This window comes from Citrobacter sp. wls718, assembly GCF_005280945.1.
GTDB lineage: Bacteria > Pseudomonadota > Gammaproteobacteria > Enterobacterales > Enterobacteriaceae > Citrobacter > Citrobacter gillenii.
The window spans coordinates 166316-189170 of sequence record NZ_SZWV01000068.1; the positions used below are offsets into that span (position 1 = coordinate 166316).

Annotated in this window: 19 protein-coding genes and 1 pseudogene; 10 read left to right on the forward strand and 10 right to left on the reverse strand. The window is 52.6% G+C overall.

What is annotated here, in order from left to right; translation table 11 throughout:
* The 4 genes from FDW95_RS13450 to gsiD all read left to right on the forward strand — a co-directional run.
* The coding region (locus tag FDW95_RS13450) for an ATP-binding cassette domain-containing protein (protein WP_137363530.1) at positions 1-888 on the forward strand (888 nt) is incomplete at its 5' end.
* 23 nt (positions 889-911) lie between these two features.
* Positions 912-2450 (forward strand): glutathione ABC transporter substrate-binding protein GsiB, encoded by a 1539-nt coding sequence (gsiB, locus tag FDW95_RS13455; RefSeq protein ID WP_096757733.1) that lies wholly within the window; start codon positions 912-914, stop codon positions 2448-2450.
* Positions 2451-2497: 47 nt separating this feature from the next.
* Positions 2498-3418, forward strand: a complete 921-nt coding sequence (gene gsiC / locus FDW95_RS13460; RefSeq protein ID WP_096757732.1) for a glutathione ABC transporter permease GsiC — start codon at positions 2498-2500, stop codon at positions 3416-3418.
* A 2-nt stretch (positions 3419-3420) separates the two neighbouring features.
* On the forward strand, positions 3421-4332 hold the full coding sequence (gene gsiD, locus FDW95_RS13465; RefSeq protein ID WP_096757731.1) for a glutathione ABC transporter permease GsiD: 912 nt from the start codon (positions 3421-3423) through the stop codon (positions 4330-4332).
* A 59-nt stretch (positions 4333-4391) separates the two neighbouring features.
* On the opposite strand, the gene rimO is transcribed toward gsiD, so the two are convergent.
* Complete coding sequence (rimO, locus tag FDW95_RS13470; RefSeq protein ID WP_115258973.1) at positions 4392-5699, reverse strand: 30S ribosomal protein S12 methylthiotransferase RimO; 1308 nt, start codon at positions 5697-5699, stop codon at positions 4392-4394.
* A gap of 471 nt (positions 5700-6170) precedes the next feature.
* Between rimO and glgP the strand changes: the two genes are divergently transcribed.
* Positions 6171-8621: a glycogen phosphorylase gene (gene glgP / locus FDW95_RS13480; protein WP_115258972.1), complete on the forward strand. Its 2451-nt coding sequence runs from the start codon at positions 6171-6173 to the stop codon at positions 8619-8621.
* A 32-nt stretch (positions 8622-8653) separates the two neighbouring features.
* Here glgP and FDW95_RS13485 read toward each other — a convergent pair whose 3' ends face one another.
* On the reverse strand, positions 8654-9580 hold the full coding sequence (locus tag FDW95_RS13485; RefSeq protein WP_115258971.1) for a LysR family transcriptional regulator: 927 nt from the start codon (positions 9578-9580) through the stop codon (positions 8654-8656).
* Between the two features lie 207 nt (positions 9581-9787).
* Here FDW95_RS13485 and bssR point away from each other — a divergent pair, with 207 nt between their 5' ends.
* Together bssR and FDW95_RS13495 are read left to right on the forward strand one after the other, a co-directional pair.
* Entirely contained in the window at positions 9788-10174 is a 387-nt protein-coding gene (bssR, locus tag FDW95_RS13490) for a biofilm formation regulator BssR (RefSeq protein ID WP_096757726.1), read from the forward strand.
* Positions 10175-10276: 102 nt separating this feature from the next.
* Positions 10277-11388: pseudogene (locus tag FDW95_RS13495) on the forward strand (PQQ-dependent sugar dehydrogenase).
* Between the two features lie 16 nt (positions 11389-11404).
* Here the strand turns inward: FDW95_RS13495 and FDW95_RS13500 are convergent.
* Positions 11405-12031 (reverse strand): glutathione S-transferase family protein, encoded by a 627-nt coding sequence (locus FDW95_RS13500; RefSeq protein ID WP_096757724.1) that lies wholly within the window; start codon positions 12029-12031, stop codon positions 11405-11407.
* Between the two features lie 318 nt (positions 12032-12349).
* On the opposite strand from FDW95_RS13500, the gene dacC reads away from it, so the two are divergent.
* On the forward strand, positions 12350-13552 hold the full coding sequence (dacC, locus tag FDW95_RS13505; protein ID WP_115259972.1) for a serine-type D-Ala-D-Ala carboxypeptidase: 1203 nt from the start codon (positions 12350-12352) through the stop codon (positions 13550-13552).
* Positions 13553-13597: 45 nt separating this feature from the next.
* Here the strand turns inward: dacC and deoR are convergent, their stop codons facing one another.
* Together deoR and ybjG are read right to left on the reverse strand one after the other, a co-directional pair.
* The gene (gene deoR / locus FDW95_RS13510; RefSeq protein WP_115258969.1) at positions 13598-14356 is read right to left on the reverse strand and encodes a DNA-binding transcriptional repressor DeoR; all 759 of its coding nucleotides are present in this window, start codon (positions 14354-14356) and stop codon (positions 13598-13600) included.
* Between the two features lie 66 nt (positions 14357-14422).
* Complete coding sequence (ybjG, locus tag FDW95_RS13515; RefSeq protein ID WP_115258968.1) at positions 14423-15031, reverse strand: undecaprenyl-diphosphate phosphatase; 609 nt, start codon at positions 15029-15031, stop codon at positions 14423-14425.
* 297 nt (positions 15032-15328) lie between these two features.
* On the opposite strand from ybjG, the gene FDW95_RS13520 reads away from it, so the two are divergent.
* Positions 15329-16561 carry an MFS transporter gene (locus FDW95_RS13520; protein WP_096757721.1) on the forward strand — a complete coding sequence of 411 codons (1233 nt, stop codon included), beginning with the start codon at positions 15329-15331 and terminating at the stop codon, positions 16559-16561.
* 497 nt (positions 16562-17058) lie between these two features.
* Here FDW95_RS13520 and FDW95_RS13530 read toward each other — a convergent pair whose 3' ends face one another.
* The 3 genes from FDW95_RS13530 to FDW95_RS13540 form a co-directional block, all read right to left on the reverse strand.
* Positions 17059-17346 (reverse strand): hypothetical protein, encoded by a 288-nt coding sequence (locus FDW95_RS13530; RefSeq protein ID WP_115258967.1) that lies wholly within the window; start codon positions 17344-17346, stop codon positions 17059-17061.
* A gap of 102 nt (positions 17347-17448) precedes the next feature.
* Positions 17449-18264, reverse strand: coding sequence for a Cof-type HAD-IIB family hydrolase (locus FDW95_RS13535; protein ID WP_115258966.1), 816 nt, complete (start codon positions 18262-18264; stop codon positions 17449-17451).
* Positions 18264-19472: an MFS transporter gene (locus FDW95_RS13540; protein ID WP_096757718.1), complete on the reverse strand. Its 1209-nt coding sequence runs from the start codon at positions 19470-19472 to the stop codon at positions 18264-18266. The genes FDW95_RS13535 and FDW95_RS13540 overlap by 1 nt, the downstream gene beginning before the upstream one ends.
* Positions 19473-19557: 85 nt before the next feature.
* Here FDW95_RS13540 and FDW95_RS13545 point away from each other — a divergent pair, with 85 nt between their 5' ends.
* A complete protein-coding gene (locus tag FDW95_RS13545; RefSeq protein WP_115258965.1) occupies positions 19558-20100 on the forward strand; it encodes a TetR/AcrR family transcriptional regulator in 543 nt (180 codons plus the stop codon).
* Positions 20101-20115: 15 nt separating this feature from the next.
* Here the strand turns inward: FDW95_RS13545 and FDW95_RS13550 are convergent, their stop codons facing one another.
* Together FDW95_RS13550 and FDW95_RS13555 are read right to left on the reverse strand one after the other, a co-directional pair.
* Entirely contained in the window at positions 20116-20913 is a 798-nt protein-coding gene (locus tag FDW95_RS13550) for an SDR family oxidoreductase (RefSeq protein WP_115258964.1), read from the reverse strand.
* A gap of 251 nt (positions 20914-21164) precedes the next feature.
* Entirely contained in the window at positions 21165-22850 is a 1686-nt protein-coding gene (locus tag FDW95_RS13555; protein WP_115258963.1) for an aspartate:alanine antiporter, read from the reverse strand.
* Between the last annotated feature and the right edge of the window lie 5 nt (positions 22851-22855).

The window sequence follows — 22855 nt, forward strand, 5'->3', positions numbered from 1 at the left end:
ATTCTCAATCGCGTGACCCGCGAGGTGCACGCGGTGGAAAACGTCAGTTTTGATCTGTGGCCAGGCGAAACGCTCTCGCTGGTCGGGGAGTCCGGCTGTGGTAAATCTACTACCGGACGGGCGTTGTTGCGACTCGTGGAGTCTCAGCACGGGGAGATCACCTTTAACGGTCAGCGGATAGACACGCTGGCCAGCAGCAAGCTTCAGCCGCTCCGTCGGGATATTCAGTTTATTTTCCAGGATCCCTATGCGTCGCTCGACCCGCGTCAGACGGTAGGTTATTCCATTCTCGAGCCGCTGCGGGTGCACGGTCTACTGCAAGGGGACGCCGCGGCAAAACGGGTCGCCTGGCTGCTGGAGCGGGTGGGGCTACTCCCTGAACACGCCTGGCGCTATCCGCACGAGTTTTCCGGTGGCCAACGTCAGCGTATCTGTATTGCCCGGGCGCTGGCCCTCAATCCAAAAGTGATCATTGCCGATGAATCAGTTTCGGCGCTGGATGTCTCGATTCGTGGGCAGATTATTAATTTGTTGCTCGATCTCCAGCGGGAAATGGGCATCGCCTACCTGTTTATTTCTCACGATATGGCGGTGGTCGAACGTATCAGCCACCGTGTGGCGGTGATGTACCTGGGGCAGATTGTCGAGATTGGTCCCCGTCGGGCGGTGTTTGAAAATCCGCAGCATCCGTATACCCGCAAATTAATGGCGGCGGTTCCGGTTGCCGATCCCTCTCATCAGCGGCCGCAGCGGGTGCTGCTGTCGGATGATATCCCCAGCAATATCCGCAAGCGCGGAGAAGAGATTTCCCCGGTGTCACTCCAGTTAGTGGGGCCAGGGCATTATGTTGCGCGTCCGCAGGTGGAAAATGCGCTTTCGCGTCTATAACAGGCAGGGTTCAGGAGAATAACATGAGACAAATTGTTGCTCGTAAATGGCTGGTTGCGCTGGGGGTTGCCTCTGCACTGGCTGCGTCCCCTGCCTGGTCGGCTAAAGACGTGGTGGTGGCGGTAGGATCTAATTTTACTACGCTCGACCCCTATGACGCGAATGACACGCTGTCGCAGGCGGTGGCGAAGTCGTTTTATCAGGGGCTTTTCGGTCTTGATAAAGAGATGAAGCTGAAAAATGTGCTGGCAGAAAGCTATACCGTTTCCGATGACGGCTTAACCTATACCGTCAAACTGCGGCAGGGGGTGAAGTTTCAGGATGGCACCGATTTCAATGCAGAGGCGGTGAAAGCTAACCTTGAGCGAGCCAGCAATCCGGAAAATCATCTTAAACGCTATAACCTGTATAAAAATATCGCTAACACCGAGGCCGTTGATGCGACGACGGTGAAGATCACGCTGAAACAGCCGTTCTCGGCGTTTATTAATATCCTGGCGCACCCGGCAACGGCAATGATATCGCCGGCGGCGCTGAAGAAATACGGTAAAGATATCGGCTTCCATCCGGTGGGTACCGGGCCTTATCAGCTTGAAACCTGGAATCAGACCGATTTTGTGAAGGTGAAAAAGTTCGCTGGTTACTGGCAGCAGGGCCTGCCGAAGCTTGATACGATTACCTGGCGTCCGGTGACCGACAATAACACCCGTGCGGCGATGTTGCAGACCGGCGAGGCACAATTTGCCTTCCCGATCCCTTACGAGCAGGCCGCATTACTGGCGAAGAACAAAAACCTGGAACTGGTTGCCAGTCCGTCGATCATGCAGCGTTATATCAGCATGAACGTGACGCAAAAACCGTTTGATAATCCGAAGGTGCGTGAGGCGCTGAACTATGCCATTAACCGCCAGGCGTTGGTAAAAGTGGCATTTGCCGGTTACGCCACACCGGCGACCGGCGTGCTGCCGCCCGCGATAGCCTACGCGCAAAGCTATACGCCGTGGCCTTACGATCCGGCGAAAGCCCGTGAGTTGCTGAAAGAGGCGGGTTATCCCAACGGCTTTACCACCACGCTGTGGTCATCGCATAATCACAGCACCGCGCAGAAAGTGCTGCAATTTACCCAGCAGCAGTTAGCGCAAGTCGGCGTGAAGGCGCAGGTGACGGCGATGGATGCCGGACAGCGGGCGGCAGAAGTTGAAGGTAAGGCGCAGAAAGAGAGCGGGGTACGGATGTTCTACACCGGCTGGTCGGCGTCGACGGGCGAAGCTGACTGGGCATTATCACCGCTATTTGCTTCGCAAAACTGGCCACCAACGTTGTTTAATACGGCGTTTTACAGTAACAAGCAGGTGGACAGCGATTTAGCCGCGGCGCTGCAAACGAACGATCCGAGCGAAAAAGCGCGATTGTACAAAGATGCACAGGATATCATCTGGAAAGAGTCGCCGTGGATCCCGCTGGTGGTGGAGAAACTGATCTCTGCGCACAGTACCAAGTTGACCGGATTCTGGATTATGCCGGACACCGGATTTAGTTTTGATGATGCGGATTTGCAATAAGCTATTCATTCGGCCCCTGAACACCGGGGGCCGCCGAAGGGAGTCTGATGCTTAATTATGTTTTCAAGCGCCTGCTGGGGTTGATTCCAACGCTACTTATCGTCGCGGTGCTGGTGTTTTTATTTGTTCATTTGTTGCCAGGCGATCCGGCCCGGTTGATTGCCGGACCGGAGGCCGACGCTGAGGTGATTGAGCTGGTGCGCCAGCAGTTGGGTCTGGACCAGCCGCTGCATATTCAGTTCTGGCATTACATGACGAACGTGTTGCAAGGTGACTTTGGCACCTCGATGGTGTCGCGTCGTCCGGTTGCTGAAGAGATTGCCAGCCGCTTTATGCCCTCATTCTGGTTGACGATTGCCAGCATGACGTGGGCGGTCTTGTTTGGCATGACGGCAGGGATCATCGCCGCCGTATGGCGAAATCGCTGGCCGGACAGGTTGAGTATGACCCTTGCGGTCACCGGGATCTCCTTCCCGGCGTTTGCCCTCGGCATGCTGTTAATGCAGATTTTTTCCGTGGAGCTCGGCTGGTTACCCACCGTGGGCGCGGATTCCTGGCAGCATTATATCCTGCCCTCTATCACGCTGGGCGCGGCGGTGGCAGCGGTATTGGCGCGTTTTACCCGCGCCTCGTTTGTCGATGTGCTCAGCGAAGATTACATGCGCACCGCGCGGGCAAAAGGGGTGAGTGAAACCTGGGTGGTGTTAAAACACGGTTTGCGTAACGCGATGATCCCGGTCGTCACGATGATGGGGCTGCAGTTTGGCTTTTTGCTTGGTGGCTCCATTGTGGTTGAGAAAGTCTTTAACTGGCCAGGGCTCGGACGATTGTTGGTGGACTCGGTAGAAATGCGAGACTACCCGGTGATTCAGGCCGAGGTGCTGTTATTTTCTCTGGAGTTTATTCTTATTAACTTAGTGGTGGATGTGCTCTATGCCGCCATTAATCCGGCTATCAGGTACAAGTAAGGATGCGATTTTTTAACTGGCGCCGACAGGCGATTTTAAATGCAATGCCGCTCGTTAAGCCTGAACAGATCCGCACGCCGTGGCACGAGTTCTGGCGGCGTTTTCGTCGCCAGCGTGTGGCGATGATCGCCGGGTTATTCGTGCTGGCCTTGATCCTGGTGGCGATATTTGCCCGTTGGTTGACGCCGTTTGATGCCGAGAATTACTTCGACTATGACCGCCTCAATGATGGGCCGTCGATGTTGCACTGGTTTGGCGTCGATTCGCTGGGGCGGGATATTTTTAGCCGCGTGCTGGTTGGCGCGCAAATTTCGCTGGCGGCAGGGGTGTTTGCCGTATTTATTGGCGCGGCCATAGGTACGGTGTTGGGTCTGCTGGCAGGTTATTACGAAGGCTGGTGGGATCGGCTGATTATGCGTATCTGCGATGTGCTATTCGCTTTTCCGGGTATTCTGCTGGCGATAGCGGTGGTGGCGGTGCTCGGCAGCGGCATTGCTAACGTGATAATTGCCGTCGCTATCTTCTCCATTCCAGCCTTTGCGCGACTGGTGCGTGGGAATACGTTGGTGCTCAAACAGCAGACGTTTATTGAGTCGGCGCGCAGCATTGGCGCCAGCGATACGACCATTATCTTCAACCATATTTTGCCGGGGACGGTCTCGTCGATCGTGGTCTTTTTTACCATGCGCATCGGGACGTCGATCATCTCCGCCGCGAGTTTGTCGTTCCTGGGATTGGGTGCTCAGCCACCGACGCCGGAGTGGGGCGCGATGCTCAACGAAGCGCGGGCGGATATGGTGATTGCTCCACACGTGGCGATATTCCCGGCGGTGGCAATATTCCTGACGGTGCTGGCGTTTAACTTATTGGGTGATGGCCTGCGCGACGCGCTGGACCCGAAGATTAAAGGATAAACAGTAGGCCGGATGATGGCGTAAATGCCTTATCCGGCCTACTGTTGGGTGACGATGAGTTAAACGCGGCTGCCCCACAGATCATATTCGTCTGCGTTTTCGACTTTCACGCGGATGATATCGCCAGGCTTCACGTTGGTTTCGCCATTCATATACACCGCGCCGTCGATTTCCGGGGCGTCTGCCATGCTGCGACCAATCGCGCCTTCTTCATCAACTTCATCGACGATGACCAGAATTTCTCGGCCGACTTTCTCCTGCAAGCGTTCAGCAGAGATCTGCTGCTGCAATTGCATAAAGCGGTTCCAGCGTTCTTCTTTCACCTCTTCCGGGATTTGATCCGGCAGCGCATTGGCCCCCGCACCTTCTACCGGGCTGTATTTAAAGCAGCCGACGCGATCCAGACGTGCTTCTTTCAGGAAATCGAGCAGCATCTGGAAGTCTTCTTCGGTTTCACCCGGGAAGCCGACGATAAACGTTGAACGCAGGGTCAGTTCAGGGCAGATTTCACGCCACTGCTTAATACGCGCTAACTGGCGGTCTACCGAACCTGGGCGCTTCATCAGCTTAAGAATACGCGGGCTGGCATGCTGCAGCGGGATGTCCAGATACGGCAGGATTTTGCCTTCCGCCATCAGCGGGATGACATCATCGACGTGCGGGTACGGATAGACGTAGTGCAGACGAGTCCAGATACCCAGTTTCGACAGCTGCTCGCACAGATCAACCATGCTGGTTTTCACTGGCTCACCGTTATGGAAGCCGGTGCGGTGCTTCACATCCACGCCGTAAGCGGAGGTATCCTGGGAGATAACCAGAATCTCTTTGACGCCCGCATCAACCAGGCGCTTGGCCTCGCTGAGTACCTCGCCGATGGGACGGCTGACCAAATCGCCGCGCATGGACGGAATGATGCAGAACGTGCAGCGGTGATTGCACCCTTCAGAGATCTTCAGATAGGCGTAATGACGCGGCGTCAGCTTGACGCCCTGCTCAGGAACCAGGCTCTGGAACGGGTTATGTTTTGGTTTTGGCACGTAATGGTGAACGTGTTCCAGAACCTGCTCGTAACTGTGCGGTCCGGTGATTTCCAGCACCTTCGGGTGAACTTCACGGATCTGATCGACTTTCGCGCCCAGACAGCCGGTGACAATCACCTTGCCGTTCTCGTTCAGCGCTTCGCCAATCACTTCCAGTGATTCTTGTACCGCGCTGTCGATAAAGCCGCAGGTGTTAACGATAACCATATCCGCGTCGTCGTAATTCGGCACCACGTCATAACCTTCGGTACGAAGTTCAGTCAGGATGCGCTCAGAATCAACGAGGTTTTTCGGACAACCTAGTGAAATAAAACCAATTTTTGCCATTTTCTTATACTGTACATTGCTCGTAATCGGGGGATTATACAGATGCCATCGCGTGACATCTATCTCTGATGTTCATAAGTCGGACGCTCTAAATGGGGAGTACCGGTAATTGGCTTATCGGCAGGAGCAAGGTATTTAGAGAGTCTAATTCCGGCTTTAAGTGTCACTTCTTGGCTATAGAGAAGAAGTCTTCTAAATTTAATATGTCGAGCGTTATTCATGAGGTTAAATTTGAAAGATATTGCTTTGCAGTCAAAACTTAAAATGGCGAGAACCCTTTATGCTAATGGTGTGAGCTTATATTATATTTCGCTCGCCACTGGTTTAAGCTGGCGCTTATTAATGAATGAACTTCATTCTATTACTCGTCATGAAGTGAGTCCGCAAAAGAATCAACGCTCATAAATTTATTTGTGTTTTATTTTTATTTTATTTTTCTGCCCCTGTCCGATTCTGCGAGGTCACGCTGATATGTATATTTCCCCACTTCCTACAGCCGCCGAAATTGATGTTGATAAACTCAGGGATGATATTGCCAATAAACTCTTATTTACCATTGGTAAAGATCCGGCCATTGCCACTAAACGTGAATGGTTAAACGCTACGCTATATGCCGTGCGCGATCGCATGGTCGAACGCTGGCATCGTTCAAACCGGGCGCAATTCTCTCAGGATGCCCGTCAGGTTTATTACCTGTCGATGGAGTTTTTGATTGGGCGTACATTGTCGAATGCGCTGCTGTCTCTGGGGATTTATGACGAAGTGAACAGCGCGCTCGAAGCCATGGGACTGGATCTGGAAGAGCTGATTGACGAAGAAAACGATCCAGGGCTTGGCAATGGTGGTCTCGGACGTCTGGCGGCCTGTTTCCTTGACTCGCTGGCCACGTTGGGTTTACCGGGATGCGGTTACGGTATCCGTTACAACTACGGTATGTTCAAACAAAATATCGTTAATGGGGTGCAGAAGGAGTCGCTGGACTATTGGCTAGAATACGGAAATCCGTGGGAATTTAAGCGTCATAATACCCACTATAAAGTGCGCTTTGGCGGTCGTGTTCAGCAGGAAGGCAGCAAAGTCCGCTGGATTGAGACCGAGGATATTCTGGCCGTAGCTCATGACCAGATTGTCCCAGGTTATAACACCGACAGCACCAATACATTGCGCTTGTGGAATGTGCAGGTTAATAGTGAAGTCAATTCAGGCAAAGTAAATCTGAATGATGATTTTACCGTTGAAGTGGAAAACAAATACCATTTTGAAAAGATCTCGCGGGTGCTGTACCCGGATGACTCCACCGACGCCGGGCGCGAGCTGCGCCTACGCCAGGCTTATTTTTTGGCCTCAGCGACCATTCAGGACATATTGAGCCGGCATTATCAACTGCACAAAACTTATCATAATCTGGCTGATAAAATCGCGATTCACCTTAATGATACCCACCCGGTTCTGGCGATCCCGGAATTGATGCGTCTGTTAATCGATAATCATCAATTTGCATGGGATGATGCGTTTGACGTGACTTGTCAGATTTTCTCCTATACCAACCACACTTTGATGAGTGAAGCGCTGGAAACATGGCCGGTAGAGATGCTGAGCCGGATCCTGCCGCGCCATTTGCAAATTATTTTTGAAATTAACGATCGCTTCCTGAAATCCGTGGCGGATAAATATCATGATGACAGTGAGCTGCTTAAACGGGTCTCGTTAATTGATGAATCGCATGGCCGGGTGGTGCGGATGGCCTGGCTGGCCGTCGTGGTCAGTCATAAAGTGAACGGCGTGTCGGCATTACATTCAAAATTGATGACGGAATCACTGTTTGCTGATTTTGCGCGTATCTTCCCGATGCGGTTTACTAATGTCACGAATGGCGTGACGGCCCGTCGCTGGCTGGCATTGGCGAACCCGCCGCTGGCAAACGTACTGGATGAGAATATCGGTCAGAACTGGCGCACTAACCTGATGCAGCTTGCTGATCTGAAACAGTATATTGATTATCCAAGCGTGAACGATGCGGTGCATCGCGCGAAACACAAAAATAAACAGCGGCTGGCGCACCATATTGCCACCCAGTACGGGGTGGTGGTGGATCCTGCGGCCCTGTTTGATGTACAGGTGAAGCGTATTCACGAGTACAAGCGTCAATTATTGAACGTGCTCCACGTGATTACACGCTACAACCGTATTAAAGCTGCACCGGAGGAAAACTGGGTTCCTCGTGTGAATATCTTTGCCGGTAAGGCTGCTTCGTCGTACCACATGGCGAAACAGATTATTCGCTTAATAAATGACGTGGCACAGCGGGTGAATAACGATCCACAAATCGGCGGCAAGCTGAAGGTGGTGTTTATCCCGGATTACAGCGTCAGCCTGGCGCAGCTAATTATTCCGGCGGCTGACCTTTCCGAGCAAATTTCACTGGCAGGGACCGAGGCTTCCGGTACCAGCAATATGAAGTTTGGCTTAAATGGTGCGTTGACCATTGGCACGCTGGACGGGGCTAATATTGAAATGCAGGAATATGTCGGCGAAGATAACATCTTTATCTTTGGTAATACGGCGCAGGAAGTCGACGCCTTACGACGTGACGGCTATAACCCAAGAACGATTTTTGAGAATGATGCCGAACTGCATCAGGCACTGACGCAAATTGGCACCGGCCTGTTTAGTCCACAGGAGCCTGGGCGGTATCGCAACATCCTCGATTCATTGATCAACTTTGGTGACCATTATCAGGTGTTAGCGGATTATCGCCGCTATGTTGATTGCCAGGACTCTGTGGATGAGTTGTATCGTACTCCCCGTGAGTGGACGACGAAAACGCTGCATAATATTGCCAATATGGGGTACTTCTCGTCGGACAGAACGGTACAGGAATACGCCAATAATATTTGGCGTATTACCCGGATCCATGTCTAACCCTTAATCACAACGGGTGTTCTCCCTGGTTTTCAGAACAGGGAGGATGCTTGTAAATCGGCGAGAATTGGCGCCAGGAGCTTATGGGTATTGGTTTCTTTGCGCGATGAGGCAAAAATACTGAATTGCGGTAACGGGAACGGCGTATTGATTTTTTTCAGGCCATAAAGTGGCGCATGCGTGGCGAAGACTTTTTCTGGGATCACCCCTAAACATTGGGTATTCGCGACAATCGTGAGGATCGCGGTAAAAGAAGAGGTTAGCAGGCAGCGATCCCCGGTTCTGAATTTTTTATCCACGATGCTGCGGTGATAAATTATTTTCTCGTTTTTAGTGTTGTAGCCCACCAGATTGGCACTTCTGAACATTTCCTCACTGATCGAATGACCATACAACGTATTATTTTGTGACGCTGCCAGTACCAGCCGCATATCACATATTTTGTGACAGGAAATACTGCCTGACTCCACGGAAAAGGTAGAAAAAACAACATCAGCCTGCCGCATCGTGAGCAGCTCGATAATACTCTGCTCATTTAAATCAGCGGTAAGATGCAGGAGACTGATATCCGCGTTATTGCTGATTATTTTTTCCGTAACGTCGGGAATAACGATCGGTGAAATAAACGATTCCGTATACAGCGTGAGCCTTTTTCTGGATGCTGGGGAAGTATGTGGCATTAGCAGCGACAGTTTATCAATAATCGGGATTGCATTGTCGTAAAGCTCGTCGGAATAGACGGTTGGTAATAACGCATTGCCGCTGCGAACAAAAAGATTATCTCCCATCAGTTCGCGCAGTTTTTTTAACGACTGACTGACAGCCGAGGGAGAAATATTCAGCATATCGGCGACGCGGGTAATGCTCCCTACGCTATAAATTAAACAGAAAATGGTGAGCAGATTCAGGTCTATCTTTGATAGCGTGCGTATCTTCTCGGCATCATTTGCTTTTGACATAGACCCCTCATCATCCGTGTCGCGACAGTAACCCCATCAGGTATAGCAAAAAATTATCGCTACGTCAGAAACAGACGGTTTCTCTGTGCGTTGTAACATTGTAAATAATGTTAATCAATTATGGTTTATTGACGTGGAGCATCAATTTGTTCAAAAAACGACCATACTATTAAGTTGCACCATGGTTGGAAAGAGGAGGAACAAAGTATGGTCGTTGACAGACTGAGAACCGATCTTCTCAACAAGTTGATAAACGCCCGTATCGATCTCGCCGCTTATCTGTTGTTGAGGAAAGCGAAAGGCTATATGTCAGTGAGTGAGAGCGATCGTCTGCGGGATAATTTTTTTGCACTGAATCGCGAACTGCATGATGACCAATCACAGCTCCACGGTATGCATCTTGACCAGGAAGAGTGGAATGCCCTGCGCCGTGCTGAAGGCGCGTTAGCCGCCGCGGCTGTTTGTCTGATGAGCGGACATCACGATTGTCCGACCTTTATCGCCGTTAACGCAGAGAAACTGGAAAACTGCCTGACAACGCTGACGCTGAGTATCCAGTGTTTGCAAATGTACTCAACGCTGGAACATGTCTGAATCCGGGGGAGGGCGCTCCCCCTTTTCGTTAAGATTGTGTAAAAGTTGCGGGAAATTGCCCCTTGCTGGCTACGCTTTATGCAGAGCCATTAAGGAGGTGTTATGCGGCGACTCTTTCTCTGTGCGGCCCCACTGTTACTGTTTGCCCCTCACACCAGTGCTGAACCGTCTGCGCTGAAGGTTGAGGTGCTGCAAACCAAACTTGATCACCCCTGGTCCTTGGCCTTTTTACCTGACAACCGCGGCATATTACTCACGCTGCGGGGTGGACAGTTGCGACTATGGCAGGCGGGGGAAGGACTTTCCGATCCGCTAACCGGGGTACCAAAGGTTTGGGCGCACGGTCAGGGGGGTTACTCGATGTGGTGCTCGCCCCGGATTTTGAACGTTCCCGGCGGGTTTGGCTCAGCTTTGCTGAAGCCGACCATGAGGGTAAGGCCGGTACGGCAGTCGGTTATGGACGACTGAGCGACGATCTCAAACATCTGCAGGCGTTCCAGACGGTTTTTCGCCAGATGCCAAAACTTTCAACCGGCAACCATTTTGGTGGCCGCATGGTGTTTGACGGTAAAGGCCACCTGTTTATTGGTCTGGGTGAAAATAACCAGCGCGCTACCGCTCAGGATCTGGACAAGCTGCAGGGTAAGGTGGTGCGACTGACCGATGAGGGCAGCATTCCGCCGGATAATCCATTTGTGAACCAGGCCGGTGCTCGACCTGAGATTTGGTCCTATGGCATCCGTAATCCACAGGGGATGGCGATGAATCCCTGGAGTGACACGCTGTGGCTCAACGAACATGGCCCGCGCGGTGGCGACGAAATTAATATCCCCGAGAAAGGCAAAAACTACGGCTGGCCGTTAGCGACCTGGGGGATGAACTACAGCGGTTTAAAAATACCTGAGGCTAAAGGTGGAATTGTTGAGGGTACGGAACAGCCTGTTTTCTACTGGGAAAAGTCGCCGGCGGTCAGCGGGATGGCTTTTTACAATAGCGATACCTTTGCGCAGTGGCGGCAGAAGGTGTTTATTGGCGCGTTAAAAGACCAGGATGTGATCGTTTTAAGCGTTAACGGGAATCAGGTTACTGAGGACGGGCGTATTTTACGCGAAAGAGGACAGCGGATCCGCGATGTGCGTGTCGGACCAGACGGTTATTTGTATGTGTTAACCGACGAGTCCGACGGGCAACTACTGAAGGTGAGCCCCCGGTAGCCGCAGCGCTACAGCATCAGCTGACCGGGATCATCACCGCTTTTTGGAACGCTGGACGTTCGGTAAGCTGCTGGTACCAACGCTCAAGGTGAGGACGTTCGGTCCAGCTCAGGCCAACGTTAAACAGGTTGTAGATAAACGGGGCGATGGCGATATCGCCGGTACCAAACTCGTCCCCGGAGAACCACGGTTGGTCGGCCAGCGCGTTGTCGAGCATGGCAAACAGGTTGTCGCAAACCTTCGCGCCTGCGTCAATGGCCGCCTGGTCGCGTTGTTCTGCCGGTGTTCTGACCAGACCAAATAAGATGACCCGATGAGCAGGGCTTAGCGTCTGGTTAGCCCAGTCCATCCATTTTTCGCCTTCTGCACGTTTTGCCGGGGCATCGATCCACAGCCGTTTTTGCCCGTATTGGGCGGCCAGATAGCGGACGATGGTATTGGATTCCCACAGTAAAACGTCGGTTTCATCATCGCGTAGCAGGGGGACCAGACCGTTTGGATTCATCGCCAGGTAGTCAGCATCTCGGTTGATACCGTGCTGCCCGCCCGCCAGTATTTGGTTATACGGCAGTTCCAGTTCTTCAAGCGTCCACAACACTTTTTTCACGTTGGTCGAGTTATTGCGACCCCACAGTGTAATCATAGTAACCCCGCGTAATCATTGAGCAGCTTGATGGCTGCATTCGGTATTAAACCCGTTACATGGTGGGGTAAACCTAATATTTACGCAACAACACGTAAAAAAATCGTGATGAAAGCGGCGCAGCGCAGTGTTATTGCATAAACTTTAAAAACTTTACCAACTTACGGTTTCTTTAAGCTCGTTAGTGCGTTATTACTCACCGCACTTATTTTACACGTCATCCATCAGGCCGCTTCTGCGCGGGTTTGGCCGATGCAGTTTGTGTAAACATGGTGTGTTATGACGTGGTTTTTTGGAATGGATACTCGGGTGGCATTTATGACGCAATACTTCTCTTCCCTTCGCAGTTTCGCCGCAGGTTCAGCGCTGTTATTCCTTTTGGCACCGACCGCACAGGCGGTAGAGCAACCCACCGCGCCGCCGAGCGTGGATGCGCGCGCGTGGATCTTAATGGATTACGCCAGCGGCAAGGTGCTGGCGGAGGGCAATGCTGATGAGAAATTGGATCCAGCCAGTCTGACCAAGATCATGACCAGCTATGTGGTTGGCCAGGCGCTGAAGGCCGGGAAAATTAACCTGAACGACATGGTTACCGTAGGAAAAGATGCCTGGGCGACGGGCAACCCGGCTCTGCGTGGGTCTTCAGTGATGTTCCTGAAACCCGGCGATCAGGTAGCGGTCTCCGATCTGAACAAAGGCATTATTATTCAGTCGGGTAATGATGCATGTATCGCACTGGCAGATTACGTGGCTGGCAGCCAGGAATCCTTTATTGGTTTGATGAACGGCTATGCGCAAAAGCTGGGGCTGACGAATACCACCTTCCAGACGGTGCATGGTTTGGATGCGCCGGGGCAGTTCAGTACCGCGCGCGACATGGCCTTGCTCGGTAAAGCACTCATCCACGATGTGCCGGAAGAGTACGCCATTCATAAAGAAAAAGAGTTTACCTTTAATAAAATTCGCCAACCGAACCGCAACCGCCTGCTGTGGAGCACCAACCTGAACGTGGACGGGATGAAAACGGGCACCACTACGGGCGCGGGTTATAACCTGGTGGCTTCCGCCACCCAGGGCGATATGCGCCTGATCTCGGTAGTGCTGGGAGCGAAAACCGACCGTATTCGATTCAATGAGTCAGAGAAGCTGCTGACGTGGGGCTTCCGCTTCTTTGAAACGGTCACGCCGATTAAACCGGATGCCACCTTTGTGACCCAGCGCGTCTGGTTCGGTGATAAGAGTGAAGTTAACCTGGGCGCAGGCGAAGCCGGTTCGGTGACTATTCCGCGCGGTCAGCTTAAAAATCTGAAAGCCAGCTTTACACTGACCGAACCGCAATTAACCGCGCCACTGAAGAAAGGCCAGGTTGTCGGGACGATCGACTTCCAGCTGAACGGGAAATCCATTGAACAGCGTCCGCTGATGGTGATGGAGGCCGTTGAAGAGGGCGGTTTCTTTAGCCGGATGTGGGACTTTGTGATGATGAAATTCCACCAGTGGTTTGGTGGCTGGTTCTCTTAATCACCGTTATTGCCGGACAGCGTTTGTGCGTCCGGCAATGTCATTTCAGTACACCAGTTTAATGTGCTGCGCTTTTGCGTAATCAACAAACTCATCGTCAGGACGGGTATCGCTAATGATGCTATCAAAGCGTTTCAGATTACCCATCCGAGCGGGACGCACCTTACCAAACTTGCTGTGATCCACCACCAGTACATGATACTGCGCCATCGACATCGCCCAATGCTTCACCGGTAGTTCTTCCAGGTTAAAACAGGTTGCACCTTTGTCAATGTGTACGCCAGCCGCAGAATAAAACGCGATATCCGGGCACAGGTTGTTCAGCGTTTCCTGGAAATCGAGTGGTTTGAAAATAGCGTTGCTGGCGTGGAATTCACCGCCACATAGGATGACGCGACACAGCGGTTTTTCCTGGAGTACCAGAAAGGTATTCAGCGAGTAGCAAATCGCGGTGAAAGGCAGATCGTTATCAATAGCTTCAATGATCCACGGCGTGGTGGTGCCGCAGTCAAAAAAGATCGTCTGATGCGCTTGAACGAGGCTCGCAGCTTGTTGGGCCGCGCGACGTTTCTCATCCACCAGCCGGGACTTTTGGTCGCTGATTAAGTAATGGCTGGCGCTACGGGGTTCCAGAACAATATATCCCCCCAGCAACACGACCGGGGCATCGTTATTATTCAGGTCGCGACGGATGGTCATCTCAGATACGCCAAGTAGCGTCGCGGCTTCTTTAAGGTGTAATTTATCGCTGCGTTTCAGCGCCTGCAGCAATTGACCAATACGCTCGTCGCGTCGTGTTTCCATAGTTCCCCTGGTGAGTAGAATAAGCGTTTCATATCGCGCGCTTAATACTACTCTTTTTACCGTGGATTAGTCACGCACCCAGCCTTTACGGATCGGCAGGGCGAAGCAGGTGCGATAGCAGGCCTGCAACGCGGAATACAGCGAGGTGCCGAACCGTTGCCAGATCATCTGGGCGCTCAGGCAGCCGATTAACGCTGCCAGGAACCCACCCAGCATATCCAGCGGCCAGTGTACGCCGAGGTACACCCGTGACCAGGCGATCGCCACGGCAATCGCCATAAACAGGGCGCCAGACCACAGGCGATGCCAGAATATAAAGGCCAGTGCAAAGGTGAAAATAACGGTGCCGTGATCGCTTGGGAAAGAGTCATCAGGTGCATGGTGCAGGAAGTTGTAGCCGATGTGGTTAACAAACGGGCGATCGTGTGGGAACAGATGTCCTATCAGCCATGAAATGACCAGGCTGACAATTATTGCCAGCGCCATTTTGATCACCAGTTTGCGCTGAGTCGTCACGTGGTCGCGCGGGCCCCAAAGCCACAGGATTACAGCTAACAACGGCACGATGCTGATCAGATCTTTAGCAATAAAGATGGCAAACGCGATCGCCCATTGCGCAGAGTCCGGCGTGGCGTTGATCAGGTAAAATAGCGAGTTGTTCAGATTTTCCAGCATAACATCCAGATTCACGACAGTAGTTAAAAGAGTCCCATCAGGCAGAGCATAAGTTCGCTTTAGCGGGATAAAAAGCGGTGTTGTCTTATTTGTCAGCTAAATGACTATTTTTAAGATAATTAATGACGTCTATAGAGCATGATAACGGGTTCAACTTAAATTAACCTTAAAGCAAAAGAGCATTGTGAAACTGAGTGTAAAAATGTGCGCATTTTGCGGCCAAATCACATAATTCACTATCACCAGTCCGGCGCATTTATTACACTTTGCGCGTTTTTTCATTGGTTAAGAGACTGCATGCACAACCGTTTATCTTCAGGCGCCCGACTGGGGCGTCAGGCATTACTTTTCCCTCTCTGTCTGGTGCTTTACGAATTCTCTACGTATATCGGCAACGATATGATCCAGCCCGGTATGCTGGCGGTGGTGGAGCAATATCAGGCCGGATTAGACTGGGTTCCCACCTCCATGACCGCTTACCTGGCAGGCGGCATGTTTTTGCAGTGGTTATTAGGACCGCTGTCGGATCGTATTGGTCGTCGGCCGGTGATGTTAACCGGTGTGGTGTGGTTCATTGTTACCTGCCTTGCGACGCTGTTTGCGCAGAACATTGAACAATTCACTTTCCTGCGCTTTTTGCAGGGCATTAGCCTGTGCTTTATTGGCGCGGTGGGCTATGCCGCGATTCAGGAATCCTTTGAAGAGGCGGTATGCATTAAAATTACCGCCCTGATGGCGAACGTGGCGCTGATTGCCCCGTTGCTGGGCCCGCTGGTCGGCGCGGCCTGGGTGCACGTGCTGCCGTGGGAAGGGATGTTTGTGCTGTTTGCGGTACTGGCCGCCATCGCCTTTGTTGGCCTGCAGCGCGCGATGCCTGAAACCGCGACCCGACTCGGTGAAACGCTGTCGATTAAAGAGCTGGGCAAAGACTACAAGCTGGTGCTGAAGAACGTGCGTTTTGTCGCCGGTGCCCTGGCGTTGGGCTTTGTCAGTCTGCCGTTGCTGGCGTGGATCGCTCAATCCCCGATTATCATTATTAGCGGTGAACAGCTGAGCAGCTATGAATATGGTCTGCTACAGGTGCCGATTTTTGGTGCGCTGATCGCCGGTAACCTCGTGCTGGCGCGCCTGACCGCACGACGCACGGTACGGTCGCTGATTATTATGGGCGGCTGGCCAATCGCCGTGGGGCTGATTATTGCCGCGGCGGCCACGGTGGTTTCTTCCCATGCCTATTTGTGGATGACGGCAGGGCTGAGTGTTTATGCGTTTGGGATTGGCGTGGCGAATGCCGGGCTGGTACGCCTGACGCTGTTTGCCAGCGACATGAGCAAAGGGACGGTTTCCGCCGCGATGGGCATGCTGCAGATGCTGATTTTTACCGTTGGTATTGAGCTGAGCAAACATGCTTATTTACTCGGCGGTAACGGCCTGTTTAGCCTGTTTAATCTGGCCAGCGGGATACTGTGGCTGGCGCTGATGTTTATTTTCCTGAAAGATAAGCGAGTAGGGGATTCACGGGAAGGATAAAGCCCGGCTATCCGTAATACCGTTCAGTTAACGTCTCGGTATCAGAAAGCATCAACATGTGTTGGCGGCGGGGGGGATGAATATGCTCTCTCAGAGAAAGGGTTCCGTTCACCTCATGTTCATCGTTTTTCTGAGGCACCGATTCCTGTGAACGTGTAAAGGGCGTTCTTCGCCACGCCCTTTACAATCCCGGCTCCCGGCAGGAAAATTGTTGCTTCGCAATCCCCTCCGCTTATTCCTCCAGGCTATCGGGCCGGGCGCGAGGTAGCGTCCCTGCAAAACGCGCCCTGAACCCGCATCCCTGCGGGTTCTCCCGGCCTTACGGAAACACGTCGGCAATTTTCAGCCGGACCAGCCCACAACTGACCACCTGCGCTTTTACTTGAATATCTCTGAACAGCAAAACGGATATAGCTGAAAGCCAGAGAGCTGAAGCGACACCCTGGTCCGGCTGAAAATCGATGAGGCGTTGACGGCTGCCCGGGCTTTACGCGAACTTAGTGGTGATCGTCAATCTGATGCTCAATAACCATCCCTTCGCCTACGCTGGCGACATGCCGTGCATAAGGATGTACACGATAAACGGGTGCCGGCGCAGGAGCCGGAGCAACATAAACCGTTTGTGGCGCGGTGGTCATGCTGACCGCCTGCGGCACGCTCACGGAAGAAGGAACCACGACAACTTTATAACCGCTTGGTACATCAACGGTGACGCTTTGCGCCAGTGCAGTTCCCGCAACCCCCAGCAATATTGCCACTATTAGTACACTTTTCTTCATCATCAGATCACCTGAAAATATTCACTGGAGATATTTATCCAGCGGATTAATGTGACGCGGATTATGAAGAGATCATGCCATTCTTTTGTTGCCGTCTGTGCTGAGGTGTTATTGCGTAAACGGTGCGTCGTTTTTTAGCACCCGGTCGATAATATCCAGTACGCCTTCTTCGTTATTCGACCCCGCACGATATTTTGCCGCACGGGCCACGGTATAGTTGGCATTGGCCATCGCAAAACTGAACCCCGCCTGACGCAGCATCTCAATATCATTACCGCCATCACCAAACGCCACGACTTCCTCATCGCGAATATTCCAGCGCTGTTGCAGCAGACGCAGACCGTTTGCTTTATGTACGCCAGGGATAATTAAATCGATGCTGCCGTAGCCGGTATGCACTGGAACCATAATGTCGCCAATCGCGTCATGCAGTGCAGACTGAACCTGCGGGATCTGTTTTTCAGAGATATTCAGCCCGAATTTGAAAAATACATCGTTGATGTTGTTGAAATTATCAACAAATTCGAGGCGGTGGTAGTACATGGCGGCGACGGATTTTAGCTCGTCGCTGTAGTGCTTCAGGGTGTAGGCGCTGTTTTTTCCGCAGGCAATAATGTCAATGTCGGTGCGCGTTAGCAGATGATCCACGATGGTCTGAAAATCGTCTTTAGCCAGCTCGCCGTTAAACACATCTTCCCCTTCGCTAACGACCCAGCCGCCGTTTTCCGCCACAAAAGAGATTTCCTCGGCCAGCTCGGGGAAAAAAGAGATCAGTTGGTAGTACTGGTTACCGCTGGCGACCACAAAGCGGATCCCCTGAGCTTGCATCTGACGGTACTGCGCCATAAACCGTTCACGGTTGTAGGTCTTTTGGTCACTTAAAAAGGTGCCGTCCATGTCGACTGCAATTAACTTAATAGCCATTAGCTGTTCTCCGTCACAGGGGTATTTTTAACGTCTGGTTTGGCGACAGCCTTCGCGACGATGGCCGCAACCAGCACCAGCGCCAGCACCACCAACATGGCGCTGCGCAGGCCATAGTGTTCACCCAGATAGCCCAGCAGCGGCGGCCCGACCAGGAAGGCCAGATAGCCGGTGGTTGCTACAACGCTCACGCGGGTTGGTGCATCGGGGCCGGTATCGCTGGCGGCTGAAATAGTCAACGGGAAGCCCAGCGACGCACCGAGTCCCCACAGGATAACGGACACACCTGCGACCCACGAACTGTCGACAAAGATAATCAGGCTAATACCCAGCGCGCCCATTAACGCACTGGCGCGTACGACCGCGACGCGACTGTAGCGATCGATAAACCAGCCGCCGGTAAACCGTCCGACGGTCATGCCCAGCGTAAACCCGGCATAAATCAGGGAGCCTGAGGTCGGGCTAAATCCGTGTCCGTCTACCATCAGGAGCGGAAGCCAGTCATTGGCGGAACCCTCGGCAAATGCCATCGCCAGTACCACGACGCCGATGAGCAGCAGCTGGATATCGCGGTAAAAGGGCAGCCCTTTTTCGGCTGAGTGAGAACCGTCAGCGGCATTTTTACCGGTGCCGTCAGGAATCGCTTTGATGGCGATAAATATTGGCGCAATAGCCACCAGTGCCGCCAGCAGAATGTGCGCATTGGCGGGAACGCTAAAGGCGGTGAGCACCATCCCGACGCCTGCGCCTGCCAGGGTGCCGAGGCTATAAAAACCATGCATCATCGGCAGCACGGTTTTGTTCATCTCACGCTCAACCGCTGCACCTTCGACGTTAATGGCAACCTCTGCGGCACCAAAGCTGGCACCAAAAACCCCCAGCCCAAACGCAAATAGCCAGGCGGAATGTAGCCATAGCGCCACGCTAAGGATCGCCATACCAACAACCGCACATGACATGGTGGTGCGGATCACTTTCCGCGTGCCAAATCGTTTCACTAGCCAGGCCGAACAAAGAATGCCACTCATCGAACCAATAGAGAGTCCAAATAATACTGCCCCCATTTCAGCGGTAGAAACGGAGAGGATATCTCTGATGGCTGGGGTACGCGTTGCCCAGGAAGCCATTAATAATCCTGGTAAAAAGAAAAACATAAACAGCGCCCAGGTTCGGCGTCTTAAGGCTTTGCGTGATGAGATGCCAGTCATGAATTCGAGCCAAAGAAATGAGGAAAGGAGACAACATTAGCAAGGTTGTGTACATTTGTACACAAATGCAAGAAGAGGAAATGCGGTGCGACGCGCGAACGATCCACAACGGCGGGAAAAAATAGTTCAGGCTACGCTGGACGCAGTAATAACTTATGGTATTCATGCAGTTACGCATCGTAAGATTGCAACGATTGCGCAGGTGCCGTTGGGTTCAATGACCTATTATTTTTCGGGAATCGATGAGCTTCTGATGGAGGCATTCGGTCATTTTACCGAAACTATGTCGCGGCAATATCAGGCATTTTTTATGGACGTGATGGATGCGCCACAGGCCTGTCATGCCATTACCGAGATGATTTACAGTTCGCAGGTCACCACACCGGATAACATGGAGATTATGTACCAGTTGTACGCGTTCGCCAGCCGTAAACCGGCGTTGAAAACGGTGATGCAAAACTGGATGCAACGCAGTCAACAAACCTTAGAGCAGTGGTTTGACCCCGCCACGGCCCGTGCGCTGGATGCCTTTATTGAAGGCATGACGCTGCATTTTGTGACCGATAAAAAACCGCTGCAGCGAGACGATATCCTGGTGATGGTTGAGCGCATCGCCGGGCTGTCGTAGTACTGACACAGCTTATCAACTGACGGTTGCGCCCCCGGTGACATTTACTACCGTCGCGGTCATCGCACTGGCGTGGTTTGATGCCAGAAACGTTGTGACCTCGGCGATTTGTGCCAGCGTTGGCAGACGCTTAAGCATCGTACTTTGTGCGGCTCCACCAAGCCATTGCTCGACGGTTAACCCCATTGACTGCGCTTTTGCGGCGAATATTTCTCCGGTATAAGACCCTGCTTGCACTGCATCAACAATGGCATGCGATCGCACGCCAAGGACGCGAATATTCTGTGGGCCAAGCTCACTGGCGAGCGCTTTAATAAATGCCTCGATTCCCGCGCAGCCAACGATGTGGCCCAGATGTCCCTGTATCGCCATGGACGCCGCCGGGGCAACAACGGTGATAATTGTTCCTGCTCGCTCACCGCCCATATGTGGCGAGACAGCTTTAGAGATCGTGAATTGTGCGGTGAGAAAAGGGATGATGCCGCGCATAAACTCCGCCAGGGATAATGCGTCAATTTGTTTACCCTGATCGTGCATAAAGCCGGTGGCGTTGACCACCACGTCAATCCCCCCGGTGTTCTGAACAAGGTGCATAACCTGCTCAGCTGTCGACTGCTCGTCGAGCTCATCGATGATAAAGGTGTCGACCGAGCCACCCGACGCGCGAATGCGGCTCGCTGCCTGATTGAGATTTTGCTGGCTACGTGCACCCAGGAACACATGTGCCCCTTCGCGTGCCATCACCTGCGCAACCGCACACCCTATTGCACCGCTGCCCCCGAAAATCACCGCGACTTTGCCTGCAAGTAACATTGCGCACCCCATCACCAAAAGCACCGTGTAAAAGTATGTGCCATAACCGGCATGATGCAAATTGGTCGAAGGGATAGGAAGGGATGCAAAATTTCAGGCAACAAAAAACCCATCAACCTTGAACCAAAACGGCGGGGTTGATGGGCTCCACAAATTGGGGACATCAAAGAAAAGCAGTGGCAATAGTTATGACTGACACCTTGAAGAAAAGTTCTGCTTATCTGCAAAAAAATTTCATAAAAGGGTAAATTTTAACCGAGGCCAGGCCAGACGATGACGATCAGTGTCCCCGCCAACGTCAGTAAGACGTTGGCAATAGCATAGGTGCCTGCATAACCTAAAGCAGGGATGTTGCTGCGCGCGGTGTCGCTGATGATTTCCATCGCCGGTGCACAGGTTCGTGCGCCCATCATGGCGCCAAACAGCAGGGCGCGGTTCATGCGCAATACGTAAGCGCCGAACAGGAAACAGATAACCACCGGCACCAGGCTGACAATCAGGCCCGCAACCAGCATTTGTCCGCCGACTGCACCGAGGCCGTTGCCAATACCGCTGCCCGCGCTCAAGCCGACGCCCGCCATAAAGACCATCAGGCCAAACTCTTTCACCATGTTCAGCGCACCCTGTGGGATGTAGCCAAACGTCGGGTGGTTGGCGCGCAGGAAGCCAAGCATAATACCGGCAAACAGCAGGCCAGCTGCGTTTCCGATGCCAAAGCTGAAATTACTGAACTGGAAGGTGATCATCCCAATCATCAGGCCGATGATAAAGAAAGCGCAGAAGGCCAGCAGGTCGGTGACCTGGCTGTGAATTGAAATAAAGCCGATACGGTCTGCAATGGTCTTTACGCGGCGGGCATCGCCGCTGACCTGCAACACATCCCCTTTATTGAGCACGACGTTGTCATCAATCGGCATTTCAATCTGGCTACGGATCACGCGGTTAAGGAAGCAGCCGTGATCGGTCAGTTTTAACTGCGCCAGACGACGACCGACGGCATTGTGGTTTTTCACCACAATCTCTTCGGTGACGATGCGCATATCGAGCAGGTCGCGATCGAACACCTCTTTGCCGTTACGGAAGCTAGGGTCGAGGCGGGCATGTGCATCCGGGTAGCCCACTAAGGCAATTTCATCGCCCATCTGCAATACAGCGTCGCCGTCCGGGTTAGCCAGAATGCCGTTGCGACGGATACGCTCGATATAACAACCGGTCTGGCGATAGATACCCAGCTCACGCAGATTTTTACCATCAGCCCAGGCAACCAATTCCGGACCGACACGATAGGCGCGGATCACAGGCAGATAGACCTTACGGTTGGCGTCGGTGTCGAGGCCACGTTCACGGGCGATTTGTTGGGCGCTGGTTTGCAAATCCTGATGCTGCAGTTTTGGCAGGTAGCGTGCGCCGACAATCAGGCTGACCAGTCCGATCAGATAGGTCAGTGCGTAACCGAGGCTCAGGTTATCAAGAGCCGTTGACAGCTGTGTTCCTGTCATCCCTGAATGGCGCAATGTGTCACCCGCGCCGACCAGCACCGGCGTGGAGGTCATTGAACCTGCCAGCATGCCAGCTGTCAGGCCGATGTCCCAGCCAAATAGCCTACCCAGTCCCAGGGCGATCAGCATTGCGCTGCCGACCATGACCAGAGCAAGCATTAGGTAATTTTTCCCATCGCGAAAAAAAATCGAAAAAAAGTTGGGACCAGCTTCGACGCCGACGCAAAAAATAAACAGCATAAAGCCGAGATTTAAAGCATCAGTGTTAATACTAAAGTGCTGCTGGCCTAATAATAGGGAGACTACTAAAACGCCAATGGAATTACCGAGTTGGACTGTACCCAGGCGTAATTTCCCCAGACACAGCCCCAGCGCCAGGACCACAAATAATAACAGGATGTAATTCCCATTTAACAAATCTGCGACGTTTATATTCACGGAGA

Bases quoted from the DNA above. Each gene is read 5' to 3' on its own strand.
- gsiB (WP_096757733.1), top strand. From the start codon at position 912: ATGAGACAAATTGTTGCTCGTAAATGGCTGGTTGCGCTGGGGGTTGCC.
- gsiC (WP_096757732.1), top strand. From the start codon at position 2,498: ATGCTTAATTATGTTTTCAAGCGCCTGCTGGGGTTGATTCCAACGCTA.
- gsiD (WP_096757731.1), top strand. From the start codon at position 3,421: ATGCGATTTTTTAACTGGCGCCGACAGGCGATTTTAAATGCAATGCCG.
- rimO (WP_115258973.1), bottom strand. From the start codon at position 5,699: ATGGCAAAAATTGGTTTTATTTCACTAGGTTGTCCGAAAAACCTCGTT.
- glgP (WP_115258972.1), top strand. From the start codon at position 6,171: ATGTATATTTCCCCACTTCCTACAGCCGCCGAAATTGATGTTGATAAA.
- FDW95_RS13485 (WP_115258971.1), bottom strand. From the start codon at position 9,580: ATGTCAAAAGCAAATGATGCCGAGAAGATACGCACGCTATCAAAGATA.
- bssR (WP_096757726.1), top strand. From the start codon at position 9,788: ATGGTCGTTGACAGACTGAGAACCGATCTTCTCAACAAGTTGATAAAC.
- FDW95_RS13500 (WP_096757724.1), bottom strand. From the start codon at position 12,031: ATGATTACACTGTGGGGTCGCAATAACTCGACCAACGTGAAAAAAGTG.
- dacC (WP_115259972.1), top strand. From the start codon at position 12,350: ATGACGCAATACTTCTCTTCCCTTCGCAGTTTCGCCGCAGGTTCAGCG.
- deoR (WP_115258969.1), bottom strand. From the start codon at position 14,356: ATGGAAACACGACGCGACGAGCGTATTGGTCAATTGCTGCAGGCGCTG.
- ybjG (WP_115258968.1), bottom strand. From the start codon at position 15,031: ATGCTGGAAAATCTGAACAACTCGCTATTTTACCTGATCAACGCCACG.
- FDW95_RS13520 (WP_096757721.1), top strand. From the start codon at position 15,329: ATGCACAACCGTTTATCTTCAGGCGCCCGACTGGGGCGTCAGGCATTA.
- FDW95_RS13535 (WP_115258966.1), bottom strand. From the start codon at position 18,264: ATGGCTATTAAGTTAATTGCAGTCGACATGGACGGCACCTTTTTAAGT.
- FDW95_RS13540 (WP_096757718.1), bottom strand. From the start codon at position 19,472: ATGACTGGCATCTCATCACGCAAAGCCTTAAGACGCCGAACCTGGGCG.
- FDW95_RS13550 (WP_115258964.1), bottom strand. From the start codon at position 20,913: ATGTTACTTGCAGGCAAAGTCGCGGTGATTTTCGGGGGCAGCGGTGCA.